Source organism: Mycobacterium sp. (genome assembly GCF_035506235.1).
In the GTDB taxonomy this organism is placed as follows: Bacteria; Actinomycetota; Actinomycetes; order Mycobacteriales; family Mycobacteriaceae; genus Mycobacterium.
In genome coordinates this window covers 1-20147 of sequence record NZ_DATJPU010000221.1, presented here as the reverse complement: position 1 = coordinate 20147, position 20147 = coordinate 1, and the positions used below count along the sequence as shown (strand labels likewise).

18 protein-coding genes and 1 pseudogene are annotated in these 20147 nt (G+C 69.1%); 9 read left to right on the top strand and 10 right to left on the bottom strand.

Annotation, left to right across the window (positions count from 1 at the left end):
* A pseudogene (locus VMD50_RS20540) lies at positions 1-280 on the top strand (HNH endonuclease signature motif containing protein); the annotation flags it as partial.
* A gap of 175 nt (positions 281-455) precedes the next feature.
* Here the strand turns inward: VMD50_RS20540 and VMD50_RS20535 are convergent.
* Positions 456-1898: a CCA tRNA nucleotidyltransferase gene (locus VMD50_RS20535; RefSeq protein WP_325430180.1), complete on the bottom strand. Its 1443-nt coding sequence runs from the start codon at positions 1896-1898 to the stop codon at positions 456-458.
* Positions 1899-2008: 110 nt separating this feature from the next.
* Here VMD50_RS20535 and VMD50_RS20530 point away from each other — a divergent pair, with 110 nt between their 5' ends.
* From VMD50_RS20530 to VMD50_RS20495, 8 genes are all read left to right on the top strand, one after another.
* Positions 2009-2743, top strand: coding sequence for an NUDIX hydrolase (locus VMD50_RS20530; RefSeq protein WP_325430178.1), 735 nt, complete (start codon positions 2009-2011; stop codon positions 2741-2743).
* Complete coding sequence (locus VMD50_RS20525) at positions 2740-5136, top strand: hypothetical protein (RefSeq protein WP_325430176.1); 2397 nt, start codon at positions 2740-2742, stop codon at positions 5134-5136. Before VMD50_RS20530 ends, VMD50_RS20525 begins: the two co-directional genes overlap by 4 nt.
* A complete protein-coding gene (locus VMD50_RS20520) occupies positions 5133-8795 on the top strand; it encodes a lipid II flippase MurJ (RefSeq protein ID WP_325430174.1) in 3663 nt (1220 codons plus the stop codon). The genes VMD50_RS20525 and VMD50_RS20520 overlap by 4 nt, the downstream gene beginning before the upstream one ends.
* 74 nt (positions 8796-8869) lie before the next feature.
* On the top strand, positions 8870-9481 hold the full coding sequence (sigM, locus tag VMD50_RS20515) for an RNA polymerase sigma factor SigM (RefSeq protein ID WP_325430172.1): 612 nt from the start codon (positions 8870-8872) through the stop codon (positions 9479-9481).
* Positions 9474-10214: a hypothetical protein gene (locus VMD50_RS20510; protein WP_325430170.1), complete on the top strand. Its 741-nt coding sequence runs from the start codon at positions 9474-9476 to the stop codon at positions 10212-10214. The genes sigM and VMD50_RS20510 overlap by 8 nt, the downstream gene beginning before the upstream one ends.
* A 207-nt stretch (positions 10215-10421) precedes the next feature.
* Positions 10422-11453: a thioredoxin-disulfide reductase gene (gene trxB / locus VMD50_RS20505; protein WP_325430168.1), complete on the top strand. Its 1032-nt coding sequence runs from the start codon at positions 10422-10424 to the stop codon at positions 11451-11453.
* The gene (gene trxA, locus VMD50_RS20500; protein ID WP_325430166.1) at positions 11450-11803 is read left to right on the top strand and encodes a thioredoxin; all 354 of its coding nucleotides are present in this window, start codon (positions 11450-11452) and stop codon (positions 11801-11803) included. Before trxB ends, trxA begins: the two co-directional genes overlap by 4 nt.
* Positions 11804-11929: 126 nt before the next feature.
* The gene (locus VMD50_RS20495) at positions 11930-13150 is read left to right on the top strand and encodes an N-acetylmuramoyl-L-alanine amidase (RefSeq protein ID WP_325430164.1); all 1221 of its coding nucleotides are present in this window, start codon (positions 11930-11932) and stop codon (positions 13148-13150) included.
* Here the strand turns inward: VMD50_RS20495 and VMD50_RS20490 are convergent.
* The 9 genes from VMD50_RS20490 to rpmH all read right to left on the bottom strand — a co-directional run bounded on the left by VMD50_RS20490 (position 13147) and on the right by rpmH (position 19619).
* The gene (locus tag VMD50_RS20490) at positions 13147-13902 is read right to left on the bottom strand and encodes an acetyltransferase (protein ID WP_325430162.1); all 756 of its coding nucleotides are present in this window, start codon (positions 13900-13902) and stop codon (positions 13147-13149) included. The two genes, VMD50_RS20495 and VMD50_RS20490, sit on opposite strands and share 4 nt — an antisense overlap.
* 274 nt (positions 13903-14176) lie before the next feature.
* The gene (locus tag VMD50_RS20485) at positions 14177-15160 is read right to left on the bottom strand and encodes a ParB/RepB/Spo0J family partition protein (RefSeq protein WP_325430160.1); all 984 of its coding nucleotides are present in this window, start codon (positions 15158-15160) and stop codon (positions 14177-14179) included.
* Positions 15161-15182: 22 nt separating this feature from the next.
* Positions 15183-16181: a ParA family protein gene (locus VMD50_RS20480; RefSeq protein WP_414686130.1), complete on the bottom strand. Its 999-nt coding sequence runs from the start codon at positions 16179-16181 to the stop codon at positions 15183-15185.
* Positions 16178-16918: a 16S rRNA (guanine(527)-N(7))-methyltransferase RsmG gene (gene rsmG, locus VMD50_RS20475; protein WP_414686131.1), complete on the bottom strand. Its 741-nt coding sequence runs from the start codon at positions 16916-16918 to the stop codon at positions 16178-16180. The genes VMD50_RS20480 and rsmG overlap by 4 nt, the downstream gene beginning before the upstream one ends.
* A gap of 86 nt (positions 16919-17004) precedes the next feature.
* Positions 17005-17580 carry a Jag family protein gene (locus VMD50_RS20470; RefSeq protein ID WP_325430154.1) on the bottom strand — a complete coding sequence of 192 codons (576 nt, stop codon included), beginning with the start codon at positions 17578-17580 and terminating at the stop codon, positions 17005-17007.
* Positions 17581-17661: 81 nt separating this feature from the next.
* Positions 17662-18780, bottom strand: coding sequence for a membrane protein insertase YidC (yidC, locus tag VMD50_RS20465; RefSeq protein ID WP_325430152.1), 1119 nt, complete (start codon positions 18778-18780; stop codon positions 17662-17664).
* Positions 18764-19099, bottom strand: coding sequence for a membrane protein insertion efficiency factor YidD (gene yidD / locus VMD50_RS20460; RefSeq protein WP_325430150.1), 336 nt, complete (start codon positions 19097-19099; stop codon positions 18764-18766). The genes yidC and yidD overlap by 17 nt, the downstream gene beginning before the upstream one ends.
* A complete protein-coding gene (rnpA, locus tag VMD50_RS20455) occupies positions 19096-19452 on the bottom strand; it encodes a ribonuclease P protein component (protein ID WP_325430148.1) in 357 nt (118 codons plus the stop codon). Before rnpA ends, yidD begins: the two co-directional genes overlap by 4 nt.
* Before the next feature lie 23 nt (positions 19453-19475).
* Positions 19476-19619, bottom strand: coding sequence for a 50S ribosomal protein L34 (gene rpmH / locus VMD50_RS20450; RefSeq protein WP_077100535.1), 144 nt, complete (start codon positions 19617-19619; stop codon positions 19476-19478).
* Positions 19620-20147 lie beyond the last annotated feature (528 nt).

The window sequence follows — 20147 nt, the reverse complement described above, 5'->3', positions numbered from 1 at the left end:
GCACTGGGAAGACGGCGGTGCCACCGAATTAGCCAACCTGGTCCTGGTCTGCCCCTATCACCACCGGGCACACCACCGCGGCCTGATCACCATCACCGGAACCGCGACCGCTCTGACCGTCACCGACAGCGCCGGGCGAGTCCTCAGCCCGGCATCACTGGCGCGCCCACCCACCCAACCCCCACCCACGGTCCCGCCCTGCCCCGGACCCACCGGCGAACGCGCCGACTGGTGGTGGTACGAACCCTTCCAACCCCAACCACCACCCACCACCAACTAAGTTGGTCAGCAGCTATCGAAGCAACGGGTCGGGGCATACAGCGGATTTCGTTTGCGCTACCCGCTGCCACCGAATCGTGATAATCACGCCCGACCACCACCGACCCGACACCCCGCCCCCATCAAGACCACCACTGACATACGCACAAAATTGAGGCAAGTCGGGTTCAACGCCGCTACCCGTTCCCGCGCGAACGCCACCAGGACAGCAGCTCGGCGGTCGCCTCCTCGGTCGTCATCGGCCCGCGCTCGAGCCGCAGCTCCTTGAGATACCGCCACGCCTCGCCGACTTGCGGGCCCGCCGGTATCCGGAGCAACTCCATGATCTGGTTGCCGTCCAAATCGGGGCGCACCCGCGCCAAATCCTCCTGGGCGGCCAGCTCGGCGATCCGCGCCTCCAGCCGGTCGTAGCTGGCCTGCAGGCGGGCGGCGCGCCGCTTGTTGCGGGTCGTGCAGTCCGCGCGCACCAGCTTGTGCAGCCGGGGCAACAGCGGCCCCGCGTCGGTGACGTAGCGACGCACCGCGGAATCGGTCCACTTGCCTTCGCCGTAGCCGTGAAACCGCAGATGCAGATACACCAGCTGCGAGATGTCGTCGACCATCTGCTTGGAGTACTTCAGCGCCCGCAGCCGCTTGCGGGCCATCTTGGCGCCGACCACCTCGTGGTGGTGAAAACTAACCCCGCCGTCGGGCTCGTGGCGCCGCGTCGCGGGCTTGCCGATGTCGTGCAGCAGCGCTGCCCAGCGCAGCACCAGATCGGGCCCGTCGTCTTCCAGCGCGATCGCCTGGCGCAGCACCGTCAGCGAATGCTGGTAGACGTCCTTGTGCTGGTGGTGCTCGTCGATGGCCATCCGCATGCCCCCGACCTCGGGCAGCACCACCTCCCCCATCCCGGTCTCCACCAGCAGGTCGATGCCGGAAAGCGGGTCGTCGCCGAGCAGCATCTTGTCCAGTTCGGCGGCCACCCGCTCGGCGCTGATCCGGGCCAGTTGCGGCGCCATCTCCTCGATCGCCTCGCGCACCCGCAGGGCGACGGTGAAGCCGAGCTGCGACACGAACCGCGCGGCGCGCAGCATCCGCAGCGGGTCGTCGCCGAAGGACACTTGCGGCGCGGCCGGGGTGTCCAGCATCCGCTCGCGCAGCGCCGCCAGGCCGCCCAGCGGATCCAGGAACTCACCGGGGCCGGTCGCGGTGATGCGCACGGCCATCGCGTTGGCCGTGAAATCGCGGCGCACCAGATCGTCCTCGAGGCGCTCGCCGAAACGCACCTCGGGATGGCGCGACACCTGGTCGTAGGCGTCCGCGCGGAACGTGGTGATCTCCAGGCGGTAGTCGCCCTTGCCGACGCCGACGGTGCCGAACCGGATCCCGGTCTCCCACACCGCGTCGGCCCACCGCCGCAGCATCTCTTGAACCTGCTCGGGGCGGGCATCGGTGGCGAAGTCCAAGTCGGGACTCAGCCGGCCCAGCAAGGCGTCCCGCACCGAACCGCCGACCAGGTACAACTCGTGCCCGGCGGCCTCGAAGAGGGAGCCGAGGTCCCGCAGCACGGGGGCGTGCTTGTTCAGGGCGACCGCGGCGGCGGTTAGCAGCTCGGCATCCTGGGCGGCGTCAGGCACGTTCGATCAGCGTAGTCGGGTGACACGGCTGACACCGACGCTGCCGTCGCGCGGCGGCCTAGCGGCGAGTATGTCCTGAACGCGGAGCCGTGCCAGCTACTATCGCTTGGGTGTCGGACGCCGAACAAGCCAGACCACGTCGACGCCGGGGGCGGCGCCGGCGTCGCGGGGGCGGCGGCGCGGCGGACAACCCCGACGACACCCCCACGAACGGCGACTCGACGGCCACCGAACCGCGCCGGCCCCGCCCGTCGCGCCGCGTGCCGGATCGGCTGAAGACCGTGCACGAAACCTCGGCCGGGGGGCTGGTCATCGACGGTATCGACGGGCCGCGCGACGCGCAGGTCGCCGCGCTGATCGGCCGGGTCGACCGGCGCGGACGGATGCTGTGGTCGCTGCCCAAGGGGCACATCGAGGTGGGCGAGACCGCCGAACAGACCGCCATCCGTGAGGTCGCCGAGGAAACGGGTATCCGCGGCCACGTGCTGGCCGCGCTGGGACGCATCGACTACTGGTTCGTCACCGACGGCCGCCGGGTGCACAAGACGGTGCATCATTATTTGATGCGCTTCTCGGGCGGCGAACTGTCCGACGAGGACCTCGAGGTGGCCGAGGTGGCGTGGGTGCCGATCCACGAACTGCCGTCCCGGCTGGCCTACGCCGACGAGCGGCGACTGGCCCAGGTGGCACACGAGCTGATCGACAAGCTGCAGAGCGACGGCCCGGATGCGCTCCCGTCGCTGCCCCCCAGCACGCCCCGGCGGCGCCCCCAGACGCATTCGCGCACCCGGCATTCTGAAAAGCGCGTCGCGGGCCGGAAGAACGGTCACGGGCCGGGGCCGTGACGTCGCCGCGACTCTGCTGGGCCGGCTCGTTGCGCCTTGCCGCAGTGGTTGCCATCGTGGCCGGTTTTGCGGTGCTCGTCGGGCCCGCGCCGCGCGCGGCCGCGGGTGAGCCGGGCGACACGCCGTTCGTCCGTGTCCGCATCGATCAGGTGACCCCGGACGTGGTCACCACGACGAGCCCGCCCATCGTCACCGTCACCGGCATGGTCACCAACATCGGTGACCGCCCGGTCCGCGACGTCATGGTCCGGCTCGAGCACGCCCCGGCGGTCGCCGACTCGGCGGCGCTGCGCACCTCCCTGGACGGCAGCACCGACCAGTACCAGCCGGCCGCCGACTTCCTCACGGTCGCCCCCGAACTGCAGCGCGGGCAACAGGCCGGCTTCACCCTGTCGGCCCCGCTGCGCGCGGCGACCAAGCCGTCGCTGGGAATGGAAAAACCCGGCATCTATCCCGTCCTGGTCAACGTGAACGGGACACCCGATTACGGCGCCCCCGCCCGGCTCGACAACGCGCGGTTCCTGCTGCCGGTGGTCGGCGTGCCGCCCGATCACGCCGACGACGTGAATTCCGCCGTCGCGCCCGACACCTCCAAACCCGTGTGGATCACCATGCTGTGGCCGCTGGCCGACCGGCCGCGGCTGGCCCCCGGCGTGCCCGGCGGCACCATCCCGGTCCGGTTGGTCGACGACGACCTGGCCACCTCGCTGGCCCCCGGCGGCAGGCTCGACATCCTGTTGTCGTCGGCCGAGGTCGCCACCAGCCACGACGTCGACCCGGACGGCGCCGTCAGCCACGCGCTGTGCCTGGCCGTGGACCCCGATCTGCTGGTAACCGTCAACGCGATGACCGCCGGCTACGTGGTGTCCGATTCCCCCGACGGCCCCGCCCAGCTACCTGGCACCCCCACCCATCCGGGCACCGGACAGGTAGCCGCGACCGAGTGGTTGAACCGGCTGCGCACGCTGGCCCACCACACCTGCGTGGCGCCGCTGCCCTACGCCCAGGCGGACCTGGACGCCCTGCAACGCGCCAACGACCCCGGGCTGAGCGCGGTTGCCACCACCAGCGTCGGCGACATCGTCGACCGCATCCTCGACGTCCCCTCCCTCCGCGGGGTCACGCTGCTGCCCGACGGCCCGTTGACGGGCCGGGCGGTCAGCCTTCTCAACGGCAACGACAGCACCGTCGCGATCGCCGCCGGTAACCTGTCCGCCCAGGATCTGGCGAGCGACACCCTCGCCACCGTCGACACCGCGCCCCGGCGGCTGTCCCCGCAAGTGGTGGTCGCGCCCTTCGACCCGGCCGTCGGGGCCGCACTGGCCGGCGCTGGCAACGGCCCCGAGGTCCCCACCTACCTGGACTCCTCGCTGAGCGTTCGGCTCTCGCACGACTCGGACACCGCCCGCCGCCAGGACGCGCTCGGCTCCATCTTCTGGCACGCCCTGCAGAGCGACGCCGCGCCGCGCACCCAGCTCCTGGTCCCGCCGGCGACCTGGAACCTGCAGGCCGATGACGCGCAGGTCATCCTCACCGCGCTGGCCACCACCATCCATTCCGGGTTGGCGGTGCCCCGACCGCTGCCGGCCGTCATGGCCGAGGCCAGCCAGGCCACACAAGCCGGCACCGAGCCGGCCCAGGCGGCGTCCGGCGGATCCGTGCATGGCCACTTCACCGACGACGTGACCGGCACCATCGCCGGCCAGGTCGGCCGGCTGTGGGGCCTGACCGCGGCGTTGAGCACCGACGCGCGCACGGGGCTGACCGGCATCCAGTACACCGCGCCGCTGCGCGAGGACATGCTGCGCGCATTGAGCCAATCCCAACCGCCCGATACCCGCAACGGGATGGCCCAAGAGCGCCTCGCGGTGGTCGGCAAGACGATCAGCGACCTGTTCGGCGCCGTCACGATCGTCAACCCGGGCGGCTCCTACACCCTGGCCACCGAGCACAGCCCGCTGCCGCTGGCGCTGCACAACGGCCTGGCGGTTCCGATCCGGGTGCGGCTGCAGGTCGACGCGCCGCCCGGGATGAAGGTCACCGACGTCGGCCAGATCGAATTGCCGCCGGGGTACCTGCCCCTTCGGGTGCCGATCGAGGTGAACTTCACCCAGCGCGTCGCGGTCGATGTGACGCTGCGGACCCCGGACGGCATGCGGCTGGGCGAGCCCGTCCGGTTGTCGGTCCATTCGAATGCCTACGGCAAGGTGCTGTTCGCGATCACGCTCAGCGCCGCGGCGGTGCTGGTGCTGCTGGCCGGGCGCCGGCTATGGCACCGTTTCCGCGGCCAGCCCGACCCCGCCGACCTGGACCGCCCGGATCCACCCCACTCCCGCCCCGCCGACCTGCGCGACGACATCGACGATCGCGTCGATCAGCAACACCGCGTATGAACCCGGCGGCCCGGCACACCCACGCACAGGCAGCGCGGCAGCCGCAGCGCGTGCCACCCTCAGCACGCCAGATCCGCCCGGGTCCACCCACGGGACCCCTTCCGCCGGTGCCCGAGCTGGCGCGCCGACGGCCCGAACTGTCCGACGCCGCCCTGGTATCCCGGTCATGGGCGATGGCGTTCGCGACGCTAATCAGCCGCATCACCGGCTTTGCGCGGATCGTCGTGCTGGCCGCCATTCTCGGCGCTGCCCTGTCCAGCGCCTTTTCGGTGGCCAATCAGCTGCCGAACCTGGTCGCGGCGCTCGTGCTGGAGGCGACGTTCACCGCGATCTTCGTGCCGGTGCTGGCCCGCGCCGAGCAAAGCGACCCCGACGGCGGCGAGGCGTTCGTGCGGCGGCTGGTCACGCTGACGACCGCGCTGCTGGTGGTCGCCACGGCACTGTCGGTGGCGGCCGCGCCGCTGTTGGTGCGGCTGATGCTGGGCCGCGCCCCGCAGGTCAACGAGCCGCTGACCACCGCGTTCGCCTACCTGCTGCTCCCACAGGTCCTGGCCTACGGGCTGACCTCGGTGTTCATGGCGATCCTGAACACCCGCAACGTGTTCGGGCCGACGGCCTGGGCGCCCGTCGTCAACAACGTCGTCGCGCTCGCCACCCTGGGCGTGTACCTGGCCGTCCCCGGCGAGCTTTCGGTCGACCCCGTGCGGATGGGCAACGCCAAGCTCCTCGTGCTCGGCATCGGCACCACCCTGGGAGTCTTCGCGCAGACCGGCGTGCTGCTGGTGGCGCTCAAGCGCCAGCGGGTGAGCCTGCGGCCACTGTGGGGAATCGACGAGCGCCTCAAGCGGTTCGGCACGATGGCCGCGGCGATGGTGCTGTACGTCCTGATCAGCCAGCTCGGCCTGGTGATCGGCAACCAGATCGCCAGCACCGCGGCGGCCTCGGGCCCCGCGATCTACAACTACACCTGGCTGGTCCTCATGCTGCCGTTCGGCATGATCGGGGTGACTGTGCTGACCGTGGTGATGCCGCGGCTGAGCCGAAACGCCGCGGCCGACGACACCAAGGCCATGCTCGCAGACCTGTCGCTGGCCACCCGGCTGACACTGATCACGCTGATCCCGATTGTTGCGTTCATGACCGTCGGCGGGCCCGCGATCGGCAGCGCGCTGTTCGCGTACGGGCATTTCGGCGGGGTCGACGCCGGCTACCTGGGCGCCGCGATCACGTTGTCGGCGTTCACGCTGATCCCCTACGGCTTGGTGCTCTTACAGCTGCGCGTTTTCTACGCGCGCGAGCAGCCCTGGACGCCGATCGTGATCATCCTCGTCATCACGGCGGTCAAGATCGTCGGCTCGGTGCTGGCGCCCCACCTCACCGACGATCCGAAGCTGGTGGCCGGGTACCTCGGCCTGGCCAACGGGGTCGGCTTCCTGGCCGGCGCGATCGTCGGCTACTACCTGTTACGGCGTGCGTTGCTGCCCAAGGGCGGGCACCTGATCGGCATCGAAGCGGTGCGGACGATCCTGGTGACGGTCGTCGCGTCGATGCTGGCCGGTTTGGTCGCTCATGTGGCCGACCGGCTGCTGGGGCTGGGCCGGCTCACGGCGCACGGCGCCGCGGGTTCCCTGCTGCGCCTGTTGGTGCTGGCGGTCATCATGGTGCCGATTTTGGCCACGATCATGGTCCGGGCGCGCGTGCCCGAGGCGCAGGCGGCGCTCGGTGCCGTCCGGCGCCGCATTCCGTGGCTTCGCGGCGATCGGATCGCGCAGCCACCGGCCCGCAAACCGACTGCACCCGAGGGATCGTCTCAGCGCGGCCACGTCACGTACCCTGAGCAGAGGAATTCGTCCCCGCCGGGGGTAAGTGCGGTCCAGGAGCCGATCCGGCGCAGGCCTCCGGAGCGGGTTGCCAGCGCCCGCGTAGCGAAAGGACCGGAGGTGACCGACCGCCCAGTGGAGAGCGCATCCGGCGCTGGATCTGGCCTGGGGTCAGGCGCCGAGAATACGCGGCCCGTCGCCGACGACTTCCAGCCCGACATTCCGCGCGAGCCGGAACCCCGGTCGACGCCCCGCCCCGCCGACCGGCTCAACGGCGATATCTCGGCCGACAACCCCCGCGGCCCCACCCCATTCGACGCGCCCCGCGACCGGGTCGGCGAATCGGCGCCGGAGGACGTCCACCTCGTCCCCGGCGCCCGCATCGCCAGTGGCCGGTATCGGCTGCTGGTCTTCCACGGCGGCGCCCCTCCGCTGCAGTTTTGGCAGGCGCTCGACACCGCGCTGGATCGGCAGGTGGCGCTGACCTTCGTCGATCCGGACGGAGCGCTGCCCGACGAGGTTCTGCAAGACATCCTGTCCCGCACGCTGCGGCTCAGCAGGATCGACAAGCCCGGCATCGCCCGGGTGCTCGACGTGGTGCATACCGGGTCCGGCGGCCTGGTCGTCTCCGAGTGGATCCGCGGCGGTTCGTTGCAGGAGGTGGCCGACACCTCGCCGTCGCCCATCGGCGCGGTCCGCGCGATGCAGTCGCTGGCCGCCGCCGCCGACGCGGCCCACCGCGCCGGCGTCGCCCTGTCGATCGACCACCCCAACCGGGTGCGCGTCAGCATCGACGGCGACGTCGTGCTGGCCTACCCCGCGACCATGCCCGACGCCAACCCGCAAGACGACATCCGCGGGATCGGCGCCGCGCTCTACGCCCTCCTGGTCAACCGGTGGCCACTGCCGGAGTCCGGGGTGCGAAGCGGCCTGGCATCGGCCGAGCGGGATTCCGCGGGCAATCCCGTCGAACCCATGGTCATCGACCGCGACATCCCCTTCCAGATATCCGCCGTCGCCGTTCGGGCCGTCCAAGAGGAGGGCGGGATACGCAGCGCCTCAACGCTTTTGAACTTGCTGCAGCAAGCGACGGCGGTGGCCGATCGCACCGAGGTGCTCGGACCGATCGACGATTCGCCGCCACCACCCGCCACCCGGACGTCCGCCGGCCGCGACTATGCGAACTTCGCCCGCCGGCGCCGCAACGTGCTGATCGGCGTCGGCGCCGCCCTCGCCGTCATCGTGGTGGCCCTGCTGGTGCTGGCATCGGTGGTGAGCAAGATCTTCGGCAATGTCGGCGGGCTCAACAAAGACGAGCTGGGGCTGAACGGGCCGTCGTCGTCGGCGTCGGCCTCCAATTCCGCGGGCCCCAGTTCCGCGGCGGCCGGCAGCGTCGTCAAACCCACGAAGGCGAGCGTCTTCTCCCCCGACGGCGATCCCGACAACCCGGGTACGGCCGGGCAGGCCATCGACGGCGACCCCTCCACCGCCTGGGCGACCGAGGTCTACACCGACGCCGTCCCATTCCCCAGCTTCAAGCAGGGCGAAGGGCTGATCCTGCAGCTGCCGAAGCCCACCGTGGTCGGCCAGGTCACCATCGACACACCCAGCACCGGCACCAAGGTCGAGATTCGCTCGGCGTCCACGGCGTCGCCGGCGCGGCTCGAAGACACCACGGTGCTGGCTCCGGCCTTCACACTCAAGCCCGGTCACAACGTCATACCGGTCAGGTCCGGCGCGCCGACATCGAACCTGCTGGTGTGGATCTCCACCCTCGGAACCACCGACGGCAAGAGCCAGGCCGGCTTTTCGGAGATCACGGTCCAGGCGGCGTCCTGACGAAGATCTTGGGAGCCCACAGACCCCCGCGTTGGTGAAGTGCTACGCGACCCCCGATTGGTTACTGTCCGGCCGTGGGTCTCGGGGGGAACAGCCAGGGCGAACGCAGTGACGCCGAGCTGCTGGCAGCCCACGTCGCCGGCGACCGCCACGCCTTCGGCGAGCTGTTCCACCGCCACCAACGGCAACTGCACCGCCTGGCCCGGCTCACCACCCGCACCCGCGAGGATGCCGAAGACGCGTTGCAGGACGCGATGCTCTCGGCGCACCGCGGCGCGGGTTCCTTCCGGCACGACGCGGCGGTCGGCAGCTGGCTGCACCGCATCGTCGTCAACGCCTGCCTGGACCGGCTGCGCCGCGCCAAGGCCCACCCGACCGCCCCGCTGGAGGACGTCTATCCGGTCGCCGATCGCACGGCGCAGGTCGAGACGGCCATCGTGGTGCACCGGGCCTTGATGCGCCTGCCCGTCGAGCAACGGGCGGCGGTGGTGGCCGTCGACATGCAGGGCTACTCGGTCGCCGACACCGCCGCGCTCCTGGGCGTCGCCGAGGGCACCGTCAAGAGCCGCTGTTCCCGCGCCCGGGTCCGCCTCGCCGGGCTGCTCGGCTACCTCGACGCCGGTCCTGACCGAGCCGCACCCATGGCCGTCAAGCGGCGCATGACGGACACTGGGGCGGATGGGTGAACCCGACGACGAAGCCGCGCAGCCGCCTCTGACGGTCGAGCTTCTGGCCGACCTGCAGGCCGGCCTGCTCGACGACGATTCCGCGGCCCACGTGCGCAGACGGGTGCGCGAAGACCCGGACGCGGAGCGCATCCTGCGCGCCCTCAACCAGGTGCGCTGCGACGTGGCCACGCTGGGCGCCGACCCGAAGTCTGCCCCCGACGTGCCCCCGGAGGTCACCGCCCGGATCGCGGCCGCGCTGACGTCGGACGAAAGCCCACCGCACGGCGGTGTCGCGCACTCGGCGCGGCCGCACATCCGCCCCGCACGGCTGGCCGCCGGCGTGGCCGGCGTGGGTGCGGTGCTCGCGGCGATCGGGGTGGGCACCGCGGCGCTGATCAACGCGCCCGAACCCACCCCCAGCACGCCGGCCACCGCTGAGCACATCACGGTGTCGACGCCGCCGATGGTCATTCCCCTGTCGCAGGCCGAGATCGTGGGCCTGCTGAACCAGAGTCCCGATTACGGTCTGCTCGGCGACCCGTCGCGCCGCGCGTCCTGCCTCAGCGGGCTGGGCTACCCGGCATCCACGCGGGTGCTGGGCGCGCGGCCGGTCGACATCAATGCCCGCCCCGGCGTGCTGCTGGTGTTGCCCGGCGACACGCCCGACAACCTCGCGGTCTTCGCGGTGGCGCCCAATTGCAGCGCCGCCGATACGGGGTTGCTGGCCAACACGCAGGTCCCGCGCCCTTAGCGGCGATCGCAAGCGCGGCGTAGCCGGGCGCAGCGGGTCGCCGCCACCGGACCCAGCGGCGATCGCAAGCGCGGGGTAACAGCGGGACAGCGGCGTAGCCGGGCGCAGCGGTCGCCACCATCACACTTAGTGTGGTGCTCAGCACCCGGGAACACCCGCGCCTACGCTGGCGTTCGTAGACGTAGCTTCCGCACCTGAAAGGCTCGAATGACTGCCGATACCCCCGCTGCCGACACTCAGGACACTGTCCACGACGTCATCATCATCGGTTCCGGTCCCGCCGGGTACACAGCGGCCCTCTACACGGCCCGCGCGCAGCTTGCGCCCCTCGTTTTCGAGGGCACCTCTTTCGGCGGCGCGCTGATGACGACCACCGAGGTGGAAAACTACCCCGGCTTCCGCAACGGCATCACCGGCCCTGAGTTGATGGACGAGATGCGTGAGCAGGCGCTGCGCTTCGGCGCCGACCTGCGGATGGAAGACATCGAATCGGTCTCGCTGACGGGTCCGGTCAAGTCCGTCGTCACCGCCGACGGCGAGACCCATCGGGCCCGGGCCGTGATCCTGGCCATGGGCGCTGCGGCGCGCTACCTGCAGGTCCCCGGCGAACAGGAGTTGTTGGGGCGCGGGGTGAGCTCGTGTGCCACCTGCGACGGGTTCTTCTTCCGCGATCAGGACATCGCGGTCATCGGGGGCGGCGACTCGGCGATGGAGGAAGCGCTTTTCCTGACGCGATTCGCCAGCAGCGTGACGCTGGTGCACCGGCGCGACGAGTTCCGGGCTTCCAAGATCATGCTCAACCGCGCCCGCAACCACGACAAGATCAAGTTCGTCACCAACGCCGCCGTGCTTGCCGTCGAGGGCGACACGACGGTGACGGGATTACGCTTGCGCGACAACGTAACTGGCGAAGAATCGAGCCTCCCGGTGACCGGTGTCTTCGTGGCGATCGGTCACGAACCTCGCTCGGAGCTGGTACGCGATGTCGTCGACGTCGATCCCGAGGGCTACGTCCTCGTGCAAGGGCGCACTACGAGCACCTCGCTGGACGGTGTGTTCGCCGCCGGCGACCTGGTCGACCGCACCTACCGGCAAGCGGTCACCGCCGCGGGCAGTGGCTGCGCGGCAGCCATCGATGCCGAGCGTTGGCTGGCCGAGCACGAGTTCGACGCGCCCGAGGACGGCGCAGCAACCGGAACCGCCGAGGGTACCGACACATTGATTGGAGCACCACGATGACCGACCCCGAAAAAACCGGCACCCCAATAGAAGTCTCTGACGCATCGTTTTCAACGGAGGTGTTGTCAAGCAATAAGCCTGTGCTGGTTGACTTTTGGGCGACGTGGTGCGGCCCGTGCAAAATGGTCGCGCCGGTACTCGAGGAGATCGCCAGCGAGCGAGCCGGTCAGCTCACCGTCGCCAAGCTCGACGTGGATGCCAACCCGGAAACCGCCCGCGACTTCCAGGTGGTTTCGATCCCCACCCTCATCCTGTTCAAAGACGGCCAACCGGTGAAGCGAATCGTCGGGGCCAAGGGCAAGGCGGCGCTGCTGCGCGAGCTCTCCGACGCGGTTCCGAACCTCACCTGAGGCGCAATCTGGCTCGCCACGCCGCGCCCCGCGCTTAGCCTGGGGTTTTCCGAAAATTGAGAAGCGTCTGCGACAATAACGGCTAGCTGTTGCCCGTGTTCAGCCTTGTCCCGGAGGGCCCTTGGTATGCCGAGTCCGCGCCGTGAAGACGGCGAGGCGCTGCGCTGTGGTGACCGCAGCGCTGCCGTGACCGAGATCCGGGCTACGCTGGCCGCGCTGGGGATGCTGGACAATCCCGACGAAGACATGACCACCGGCCGGCAGGTGGCCCTCGAGGTCTTCGACGCCGAGCTCGATCAGGCGGTGCGCGCTTTCCAGCAGAATCGCGGACTGCTGGTGGACGGCATTGTCGGCGAGGCCACCTACCGCGCGTTGAAGGAGGCCTCGTATCGGCTCGGCGCGCGCACGCTGTATCACCAATTCGGTGCTCCGCTCTACGGCGACGACGTGGCAACCCTGCAGGCGCGGCTGCAGGATCTCGGCTTCTACACCGGCCTGGTCGACGGCCACTTCGGCTTGCAGACCCACAACGCCTTGATGTCCTACCAGCGCGAGTATGGGCTCTCCGCCGATGGCATCTGCGGCCCGGAAACCTTGCGTTCCTTGTACTTCCTGAGCTCACGTGTCACCGGCGGCTCACCGCACGCCATCCGCGAGGAGGAGCTGGTCCGGCGGTCCGGCCCCAAACTGTCGGGCAAGCGCATCATCATCGATCCGGGCCGCGGCGGTGCGGACCGTGGGCTGATCCTGCAGGGGCCGGCGGGACCGGTGAGCGAAGCGGATGTGTTGTGGGACTTGGCGAGCCGGCTCGAGGGCCGGATGACCGCGATCGGCATGGAGACGTTTTTGTCCCGGCCGACCAATCGCAGCCCCTCGGACCCCGAACGCGCCGCGACGGCCAACAACGTCGGCGCGGACCTCATGATCAGCCTCCGCTGCGAATCCCAGGGCAGCCCGTCGGCCAATGGCGTGGCGTCCTTTCACTTCGGCAACTCGCACGGTTCGGTGTCGACCATCGGTCGCAACCTCGCCGACTTCATTCAGCGAGAAGTGGTGGCTCGCACCGGTTTACGGGATTGCCGCACGCATGGCCGAACGTGGGACCTGCTGCGCCTGACCCGGATGCCGACTGTTCAAGTCGACGTCGGCTACATCACCAACCCGCGTGACCGGGCGATGCTGATCTCGACGCAGACCCGGGACGCCATCGCCGAGGGCATCCTCGCGGCGGTCAAGCGGCTCTACCTGCTCGGCAAGAACGACCGGCCCACTGGCACATTCACCTTCGCCGAACTGCTGGCTCACGAGTTGTCGGTGGAACGGGCATCCCGGCTGGGCGGTTCCTAATCAGTTTGGCCGGCCTGCAGCGAATTTGATGCAATAGACGAACCCGCCCCGACCGGCTCCTGCAACTGGGCACTCGACAGGAGGCGCTCCAGCGCCGCCTCGACTTCGGCCTTCCAGCCCAGGCCCTTGTCCAACTCCAGCCTCAGCCGCGGGAAGTACCGATGTGGCGCCACCACAACGAATCCCACGTCCTTCAAGAACTCCGCGTCGATGATGCAGTGGTCGACCGAGCAGTCGCCAAGGGCCTCGAGCACCGGCCGGACATCGGGATCCACCGCCCGCGGGTCCTGTAACTCGGCGGCCGCCGGTGTGCGGCCGAAGGCCTCCAGTGCCCGAACCCCGCGCCGGACCAGCTCGTCGATCACCCGGGCGATCAGCCCGTGCGGCAGATCATCGGAGGCCTGCCCCGGCTCGATGTTCATCGACGTCAACAGCACGGCATCGGCGGAGACCGGCGCCGTGGGAAACCGCTGCGCCCGGGGCACCGCCCGTGGCGGCGCGTAGAGGACGTACCCCAGGCACGGCGGCTCAGCGTGGCTGCGCTCGTCCGGGATCGCCGTCGCGACCTGACCGCATGAGCCCCACTCCAGCATCACCATCGACAGCCAGGCTTCTTTTTCGAATTCGGGGTCGGCGAGGTGGTCCTGGTTACCGAGGGTCGCGGGGTCCACCTCCCAGAACACGCAGCGACGGGCGTGCTTGGGAAGCTGCTCGAAAGCCTCGAGCCGCAGGGGCGTGATTCGAGCAGACACTAGCCTCCTGGCTTCCCTCCGGTACTGCGGCCTTCAAGTCGGGCCCACCCGCAACCCCTCCAGGATAGGAGAGTTGGTCGCCCTCCGACCAGTGTTTGGAGCACCACTTGAAGCGGCGGGACGAAACGGCCCGCACACCGCGGCGCGGCCGGCGAAATCGCGAAAGACGTTGAGCCGCATAACGAGTCGGTCACGATGCGGTGTCGGGGGTGGCGCATTTGGGCCCTCGGTACCGGCGAGGTGTCACAGTGACGTAATTACACCGTGTGGACGGTCATGCCGTGGGCGGGGCCATCACGTCGATGATCCGCTGAAGGTCTTCCACTGAACCGAACTCGACCACGATCCGTCCCTTCCGTTTGCCCAGGCTGACCGTCACCCGGGTATCAAAGGTATTCGACAGCCGATCAGCAACATCCTGCAGACCGGGCATCTGGATCGGCTTGCGGCGCGGGGGCGCCGGGGTGGCCGCGTCACCGCGGTTGGCCAGGGTGACCGCCTCCTCGGTGGCCCGCACCGACAGACCCTCGGCGACGATCCGGCCGGCCAATTCCTCCTGTGCCTCCGGTCCGGCCTCCAGGGACAGGAGCGCTCGGGCGTGACCCGCGGACAGGACGCCCGCCGCGACCCGCCGCTGCACCGCGATCGGCAGCTTCAACAGCCGGATCATGTTGGTGATCAGCGGCCGCGACCGGCCGATGCGGGACGCCAGTTCGTCGTGGGTGACGTCGAATTCGTCGAGCAATTGCTGGTACGCCGCCGCTTCTTCCAACGGGTTCAGCTGTACCCGGTGGATGTTCTCGAGCAGGGCGTCGCGCAGCAAGTTGTCGTCACCGGTTTCGCGCACGATGGCCGGGATGGTGGCCAGGCCCGCCTCCTGGGCGGCGCGCCAACGCCGCTCCCCCATCACGATCTGATACCGCGCGCCGCCCGGCGTTCCGTTCGCCGCCCGGACCACGATCGGCTGCAGCAGCCCGAACTCGCGAATGGAGTGCACCAGCTCGGAGAGCGCCTCCTCGTCGAAGACCTGCCGGGGCTGGCGCGGGTTGCGTTCGATGTCGGCCGGCGCGATCTCGCGGTAGACCGCGCCCACCGACGCGGCGTCCTGCGCCGGTCCGCCGATCAGCACATCGGCGGCCGCATCTCCCATCCGCGGGCCCAGCGTCGCCGGACCGGAGTCGCCCTCCGCCGGACCGGTGGGGATCAGTGAAGCCAGGCCCCGGCCGAGGCCGCCCTTCTTGCGTAACGGCTGCGTCATCGTCGTCCCTTCACGGATCGTGTCAATCGCGTTCGGCGAGTTCGCGACTTGCGTCGAGATAACTCATCGCGCCCCGGGAACCGGGGTCGTAGTCGATGATCGTCATGCTGTAACCGGGCGCCTCCGAAACTTTGACGCTGCGCGGAATCACCGTGCGCAACACCTTGGCCCCGAAGTAGCGGCGTACCTCTTCGGCCACCTGGTCGGCCAGCTTGGTCCGGCCGTCGTACATGGTGAGCACCACGGTGGTGACGTCCAGCTGCGGGTTGAGGTGGGCCTTCACCATCTCGATGTTGCGCATCAGTTGTGACACGCCCTCCAGCGCGTAGTACTCGCACTGGATTGGGATCATCACCTCCGGCGCGGCCACGAGCGCGTTGATTGTCAGCAGCCCGAGCGACGGCGGGCAGTCGATGAAGACGTAGTCGAAGTCGAACTGGTCGAGCTCGGCGAGGGCGGTGCGTAGGCGGTTCTCACGCGCGACCATGCTGACCAATTCGATCTCGGCGCCGGCCAGGTCGATGGTCGCCGGTATGCAAAACAGCCGGGAACTGTGCGGGCTGGACCGCAACGCATCCTGCAGCGACACCTCGCCGATGAGGACTTCGTAGGACGACGGGGTGCCCGCTTGCCGGTCATGGATGCCCAGGGCCGTGCTCGCGTTGCCCTGGGGATCGAGATCGATGACGAGGGTTTTGAGTCCCTGCACGGCCAGTGCGGCGGCGAGATTGACCGCAGTGGTGGTCTTGCCGACGCCGCCCTTTTGGTTGGCGACGGTGAACAGCCGCCGGTGGGTCGGGCGCCGCAGCGGCGGGTAGGTCGTGTGCAGGATCCGCATGGCACGCTCGGCCGCGGCGCCGATCGGTGTGTCGAATTCGTCCGATGTTTCACGTGAAACATGGGCTGCGCCGAGCGTCTCGTCGCCCGGCAACGCCGTCTCGGTGGGCGCGATCGACGCCGGCGCGCCAGCCACGCTCGTCGATGGCGGCGATCCGCCGGACCAATCGGGTGGAGAACTCACGGTGTCTCCCTGTCTGCCATATGCGCCGGTTTTTGACGCGACCGCTTTCCGCGACGCGCCAACACCACGGTTGAGGGCGGACGCAACAAGTTCGCGCCACATGTGACCACCCTGACATCAACGGCGCCCGATGCCGCCATCACACGCCGGTACGTTTCTACTTCCTCGGGAGCGCGCTCCCCTTTGATGGCGACCATCCGCCCGTCCGGCCGTAGCAACCGCATGCTCCACTTCGTCAACTTGTCCAGCGGCGCGACCGCTCGCGACACCGCGGCGTCCCGGGCGCCGAACCGATCGCGCACCCAAGGCTCCTCCGCGCGGCCGCGCACCACCTCGACCGCCAACCCTAGTTCGGCCACCGCCTCGGTGAGAAACTCGCTCCGCCGCAGCAGCGGCTCCAGCAGCACCACCTCGAGGTCGGGCCGCGCGATCGCCAGCGGTATCCCCGGGAGCCCCGCCCCACTGCCGATGTCGATCACCCGCTCGCCCGGATCGAGGAGCTCGCCCACCACCGCACTATTCAAGAGGTGGCGATCCCACAGCCGGCCAACCTCCCGGGGCCCGAGGAGCCCGCGCTCCACCGCGGGACCGGCAAGCAATTCCGCGTACCGTCGCGCGGCCTCCATCCGTGGGCCGAAGACTGCCGTGGCGGCGTCTGTCAGGGGTCCGGGGTCGCTCGGCGCGGGGCGATTGGCTACGGCCGCCTCCCCCCTCCCCCCATGTTTCACGTGAAACATCTCAGGTTCTTGTTTCACGTGAAACATCCCCGATCCCAGTAGCTGTTCGGTCCGTCCACGAATTACACGGCTGTGACTTTGACACGCTAGTCGAGCAGGACCACGACCCGCCGCGACGGCTCCTGCCCCTCGCTCTCGCTGTGCACCCCGGCGACCGCCGCGACGGCGTCGTGGACGATCTTGCGCTCGAACGGTGTCATCGGGGAAAGCTCCTCGCGCTCACCGGTGTTCAGCACCCGCCGCGCCACCTTGTCGCCGAGCGCGGCGAGCTCCTCGCGCCGCCGGCGCCGCCAGCTCGCGATGTCGAGCATCAGCCGACTCCGTACACCGGTCTTCTGGTGCACCGCGAGCCGGGTCAGCTCCTGCAGCGCATCCAGCACCTCGCCCCCGCGGCCGACCAACTTGTTCAAGTCGTTGCTGCCGTCGATGCTCACGACGGCGCGGTCGCCCTCGACGTCCAGATCGATGTCGCCGTCGAAGTCCAGCAGGTCCAACAGCTCCTCGAGATAATCGCCGGCGATCTCCCCCTCGGCGACCAGTCGCTCCTCCAGGTCGTCGGCTTGCTCGACGCCCGGTTCGGCCGTCGCCTCGTCCTCAGGGGCCGGCGCTTGCGTGTCGGGTTCTGCGTCAACGTCGCGTTCGGTCGTTTCGGCGTCTGTCATGTCGTTCTCTCTCCCTCATCCATGGGTTCCCGCCCAGTCCGGGTCATTCGCCCGGGGTCCCCCTTAAGCTGTGACGTCGCGTCAGCGTTTCCGCCTCTTCGGTCGCGCCCCGGGTCGCGGGGTGCGGTTGCTCGGCCCAGTGTTGCGGGCCGCCGGATTCGGCTTGTCCGGTTGCGCGGTTGCCGTTTCGGCCTCGGCGGCAGTGGATCCCCCCGAATCCGGCTCCGCGCCGTCGTCCTTCCGTGTCGACGAGCCGTCGTCGCTCGCCGTCGTCGTCTTCGGGCTGCGCTTCGGTTTGGCTCCCGGCGCGGGTGCGTTGGCCGCCCGGCGCTGAACGGCTTCCTGCCGTTTCGCCTCGTCCTCTTTTTCGATCATGCCGAACACATAGTGCTGCTGCCCGAACGTCCAGATGTTGTTCGCGAACCAGTACAGGATGATCGCGAGGGGAAGGAACGGTCCGCCGACGACGACGCCCAGCGGAAACACGTACAGCGCCAGCTTGTTCATCATCGCGGTCTGCGGGTTGGCGGCGGCCTCCGGGCTCTGCCGGGCCACTGACGCGCGGCTGTTGAAGTAGGTCGCGACGCCGGCCAGGATCATCACCGGGGTACCCACCGCGATCACCGCGGGGCGGCTGAAGTGGGTGAAGGCGTCCAACCCGGTTCGTTGGGTCATGAACGCGCCGATCGGCGCACCGAAGAGGTTTGCGTCCAGGAAGTGAGCCACGTCGGCCGGGCTGAAGCAATAGTTGCCCGTCGCCCGGTTCTGGGCCACCGACAGATGAGGCTGGCCGAAGCCTCCGGTCGTCCGGTTGAACGACCGCAGCACGTGATACAGGCCGAGGAACACCGGGATCTGCGCGAGCATGGGCAGGCAGCCGAGGACCGGGTTGAAGCCGTGCTCGCGTTGCAGCTTCTGCATCTCGAGCGCCATCCGCTGGCGGTCTTTGGAGTACTTCTTTTGCAGCGCCTTGATCTGCGGCTGCAGTTCCTGCATCTGCCGGGTGGTCCGGATCTGGCGCACGAACGGCTTGTACAGCAAGGCCCGCAAGGTGAACACGAGGAACATCACCGACAGAGACCAGGCGAAGAAGTTCGACGGCCCGAGCACCGCCGCGAACAACTTGTACCAGGCCCACATGATCCACGACACCGGGTAGTAGATGATGTCGAGGCTGAAGAAATCAAACAAAAGATTCACTCTCCCGTTGCTCCGGCGCGGGGTCCCCCGCGGCGCCGGCGCTTTCGAAGCTCGCCCGGCATGCGTGTCGATCCGGTATCGGATCCCATCCTCCCCGATGCCATGGTCCGCATCTGGCGAGCCTGGCCGCGGACAGCCAGCTCCCCCGGATCAAGCCGTATTCGGTCAGCGCCTCCACGGCGTACTGACTGCAGGTTGGTATGAAACGACACGTCGCCGGCCGCAGCGGCGACACCATGTGCCGGTGTAGCTGGATCAGGAAAATCAGTCCGCGCACCACGGCGCCGGCCGCCCCGCGTGACCGCGCCGGTCGGCTCATCGGTCGGTTCCCGTCGAGGCGAAAGCGCGCCGCAAGCCGCGGCGCAGCTGTTGCTCCAGCCGTGCCGACGACACCTGGCGGCTGCTCGGCAATGCCCGGATGACGACCCGGTCGGATGGGTGGAGATCTTCCAGCATGCTTCGGGCGACATGGCGTAGCCGCCGCGCCACCCGATGACGGTCAACGGCCGATCCGACCGTTTTGGCGACGATCAGCCCGACCCGCGGACCCGTCCCGTCTTCGGGAGCGCGCCGCACATGCACGACCACGTCGGGCTGCGCCGAGCGCACCCCGTACTTCACCGCGGCGTCAAACTCCGTTGACCGCCTCATGCGGTTGCGTGCGGGAAGCACCGCTGAAAAGCCCGGCGTTGCGATCAGGCAGTTAACGCGCGGCGGCCCTTACGGCGCCGGCTGGAGACGATCGAGCGCCCGGCACGGGTGCGCATCCGCAAGCGGAAGCCATGCACGCGGGCTCGGCGCCGGTTATTCGGCTGGAAGGTCCGCTTGCCCTTGGCCACGGCGTTCTCCTCGTCTTCGAACCATCCGACCGCATTCGTCCGCGAGTCGATCGGAGGTGGGGCTTGCTGCTGGCCGGCGCGGTCCCCGGGTGTTGTCCGGGTCGCAGCCGTATCGCCGACTTTCGGGCGACGTTTTGAGGGTACTGACGCGGCTTCGCTGGGTCAAACTTGGTTTCCCCCAACGGACCCAACTCACAACATCGATGAAAACCCGAGTTCTCGAAGACGTGCTTGCGGCACCATAGGGCAACGAGCAACAGCCAGGCCCCAAATGACCCTAAAGAGGCCGATTGGAATGCAGCAGAACGGTTGGCAGCCGCACGGAAAACTGTTAGCTTCGGGCAATGCCGTTTCAGAGTGGAGCGGCGCTCGACGACAAAGCGAGGATGGCGGATCAACTAGCTGTCTAGGCGACTTGCAGTTGTCATCAGCGCGGAGATCGTGGGCCGTCGCCGACAGGCTGCGGCTCGTTTACCATCATCCTGTCCACACCTGTGTATAAGTATGTGGACAGTTGCTTTGTCGGCG

What these genes read in the sequence shown, in the direction of transcription:
- rsmG (WP_414686131.1), bottom strand. Translation starts at nt 16,918, where the DNA reads ATGTTTCACGTGAAACATGGGGGGAGGGGGGAGGCGGCCGTAGCCAAT.
- trxA (WP_325430166.1), top strand. Translation starts at nt 11,450, where the DNA reads ATGACCGACCCCGAAAAAACCGGCACCCCAATAGAAGTCTCTGACGCA.
- VMD50_RS20520 (WP_325430174.1), top strand. Translation starts at nt 5,133, where the DNA reads ATGAACCCGGCGGCCCGGCACACCCACGCACAGGCAGCGCGGCAGCCG.
- trxB (WP_325430168.1), top strand. Translation starts at nt 10,422, where the DNA reads ATGACTGCCGATACCCCCGCTGCCGACACTCAGGACACTGTCCACGAC.
- yidD (WP_325430150.1), bottom strand. Translation starts at nt 19,099, where the DNA reads ATGAGCCGACCGGCGCGGTCACGCGGGGCGGCCGGCGCCGTGGTGCGC.
- VMD50_RS20495 (WP_325430164.1), top strand. Translation starts at nt 11,930, where the DNA reads ATGCCGAGTCCGCGCCGTGAAGACGGCGAGGCGCTGCGCTGTGGTGAC.
- VMD50_RS20510 (WP_325430170.1), top strand. Translation starts at nt 9,474, where the DNA reads ATGGGTGAACCCGACGACGAAGCCGCGCAGCCGCCTCTGACGGTCGAG.
- VMD50_RS20470 (WP_325430154.1), bottom strand. Translation starts at nt 17,580, where the DNA reads ATGACAGACGCCGAAACGACCGAACGCGACGTTGACGCAGAACCCGAC.
- VMD50_RS20485 (WP_325430160.1), bottom strand. Translation starts at nt 15,160, where the DNA reads ATGACGCAGCCGTTACGCAAGAAGGGCGGCCTCGGCCGGGGCCTGGCT.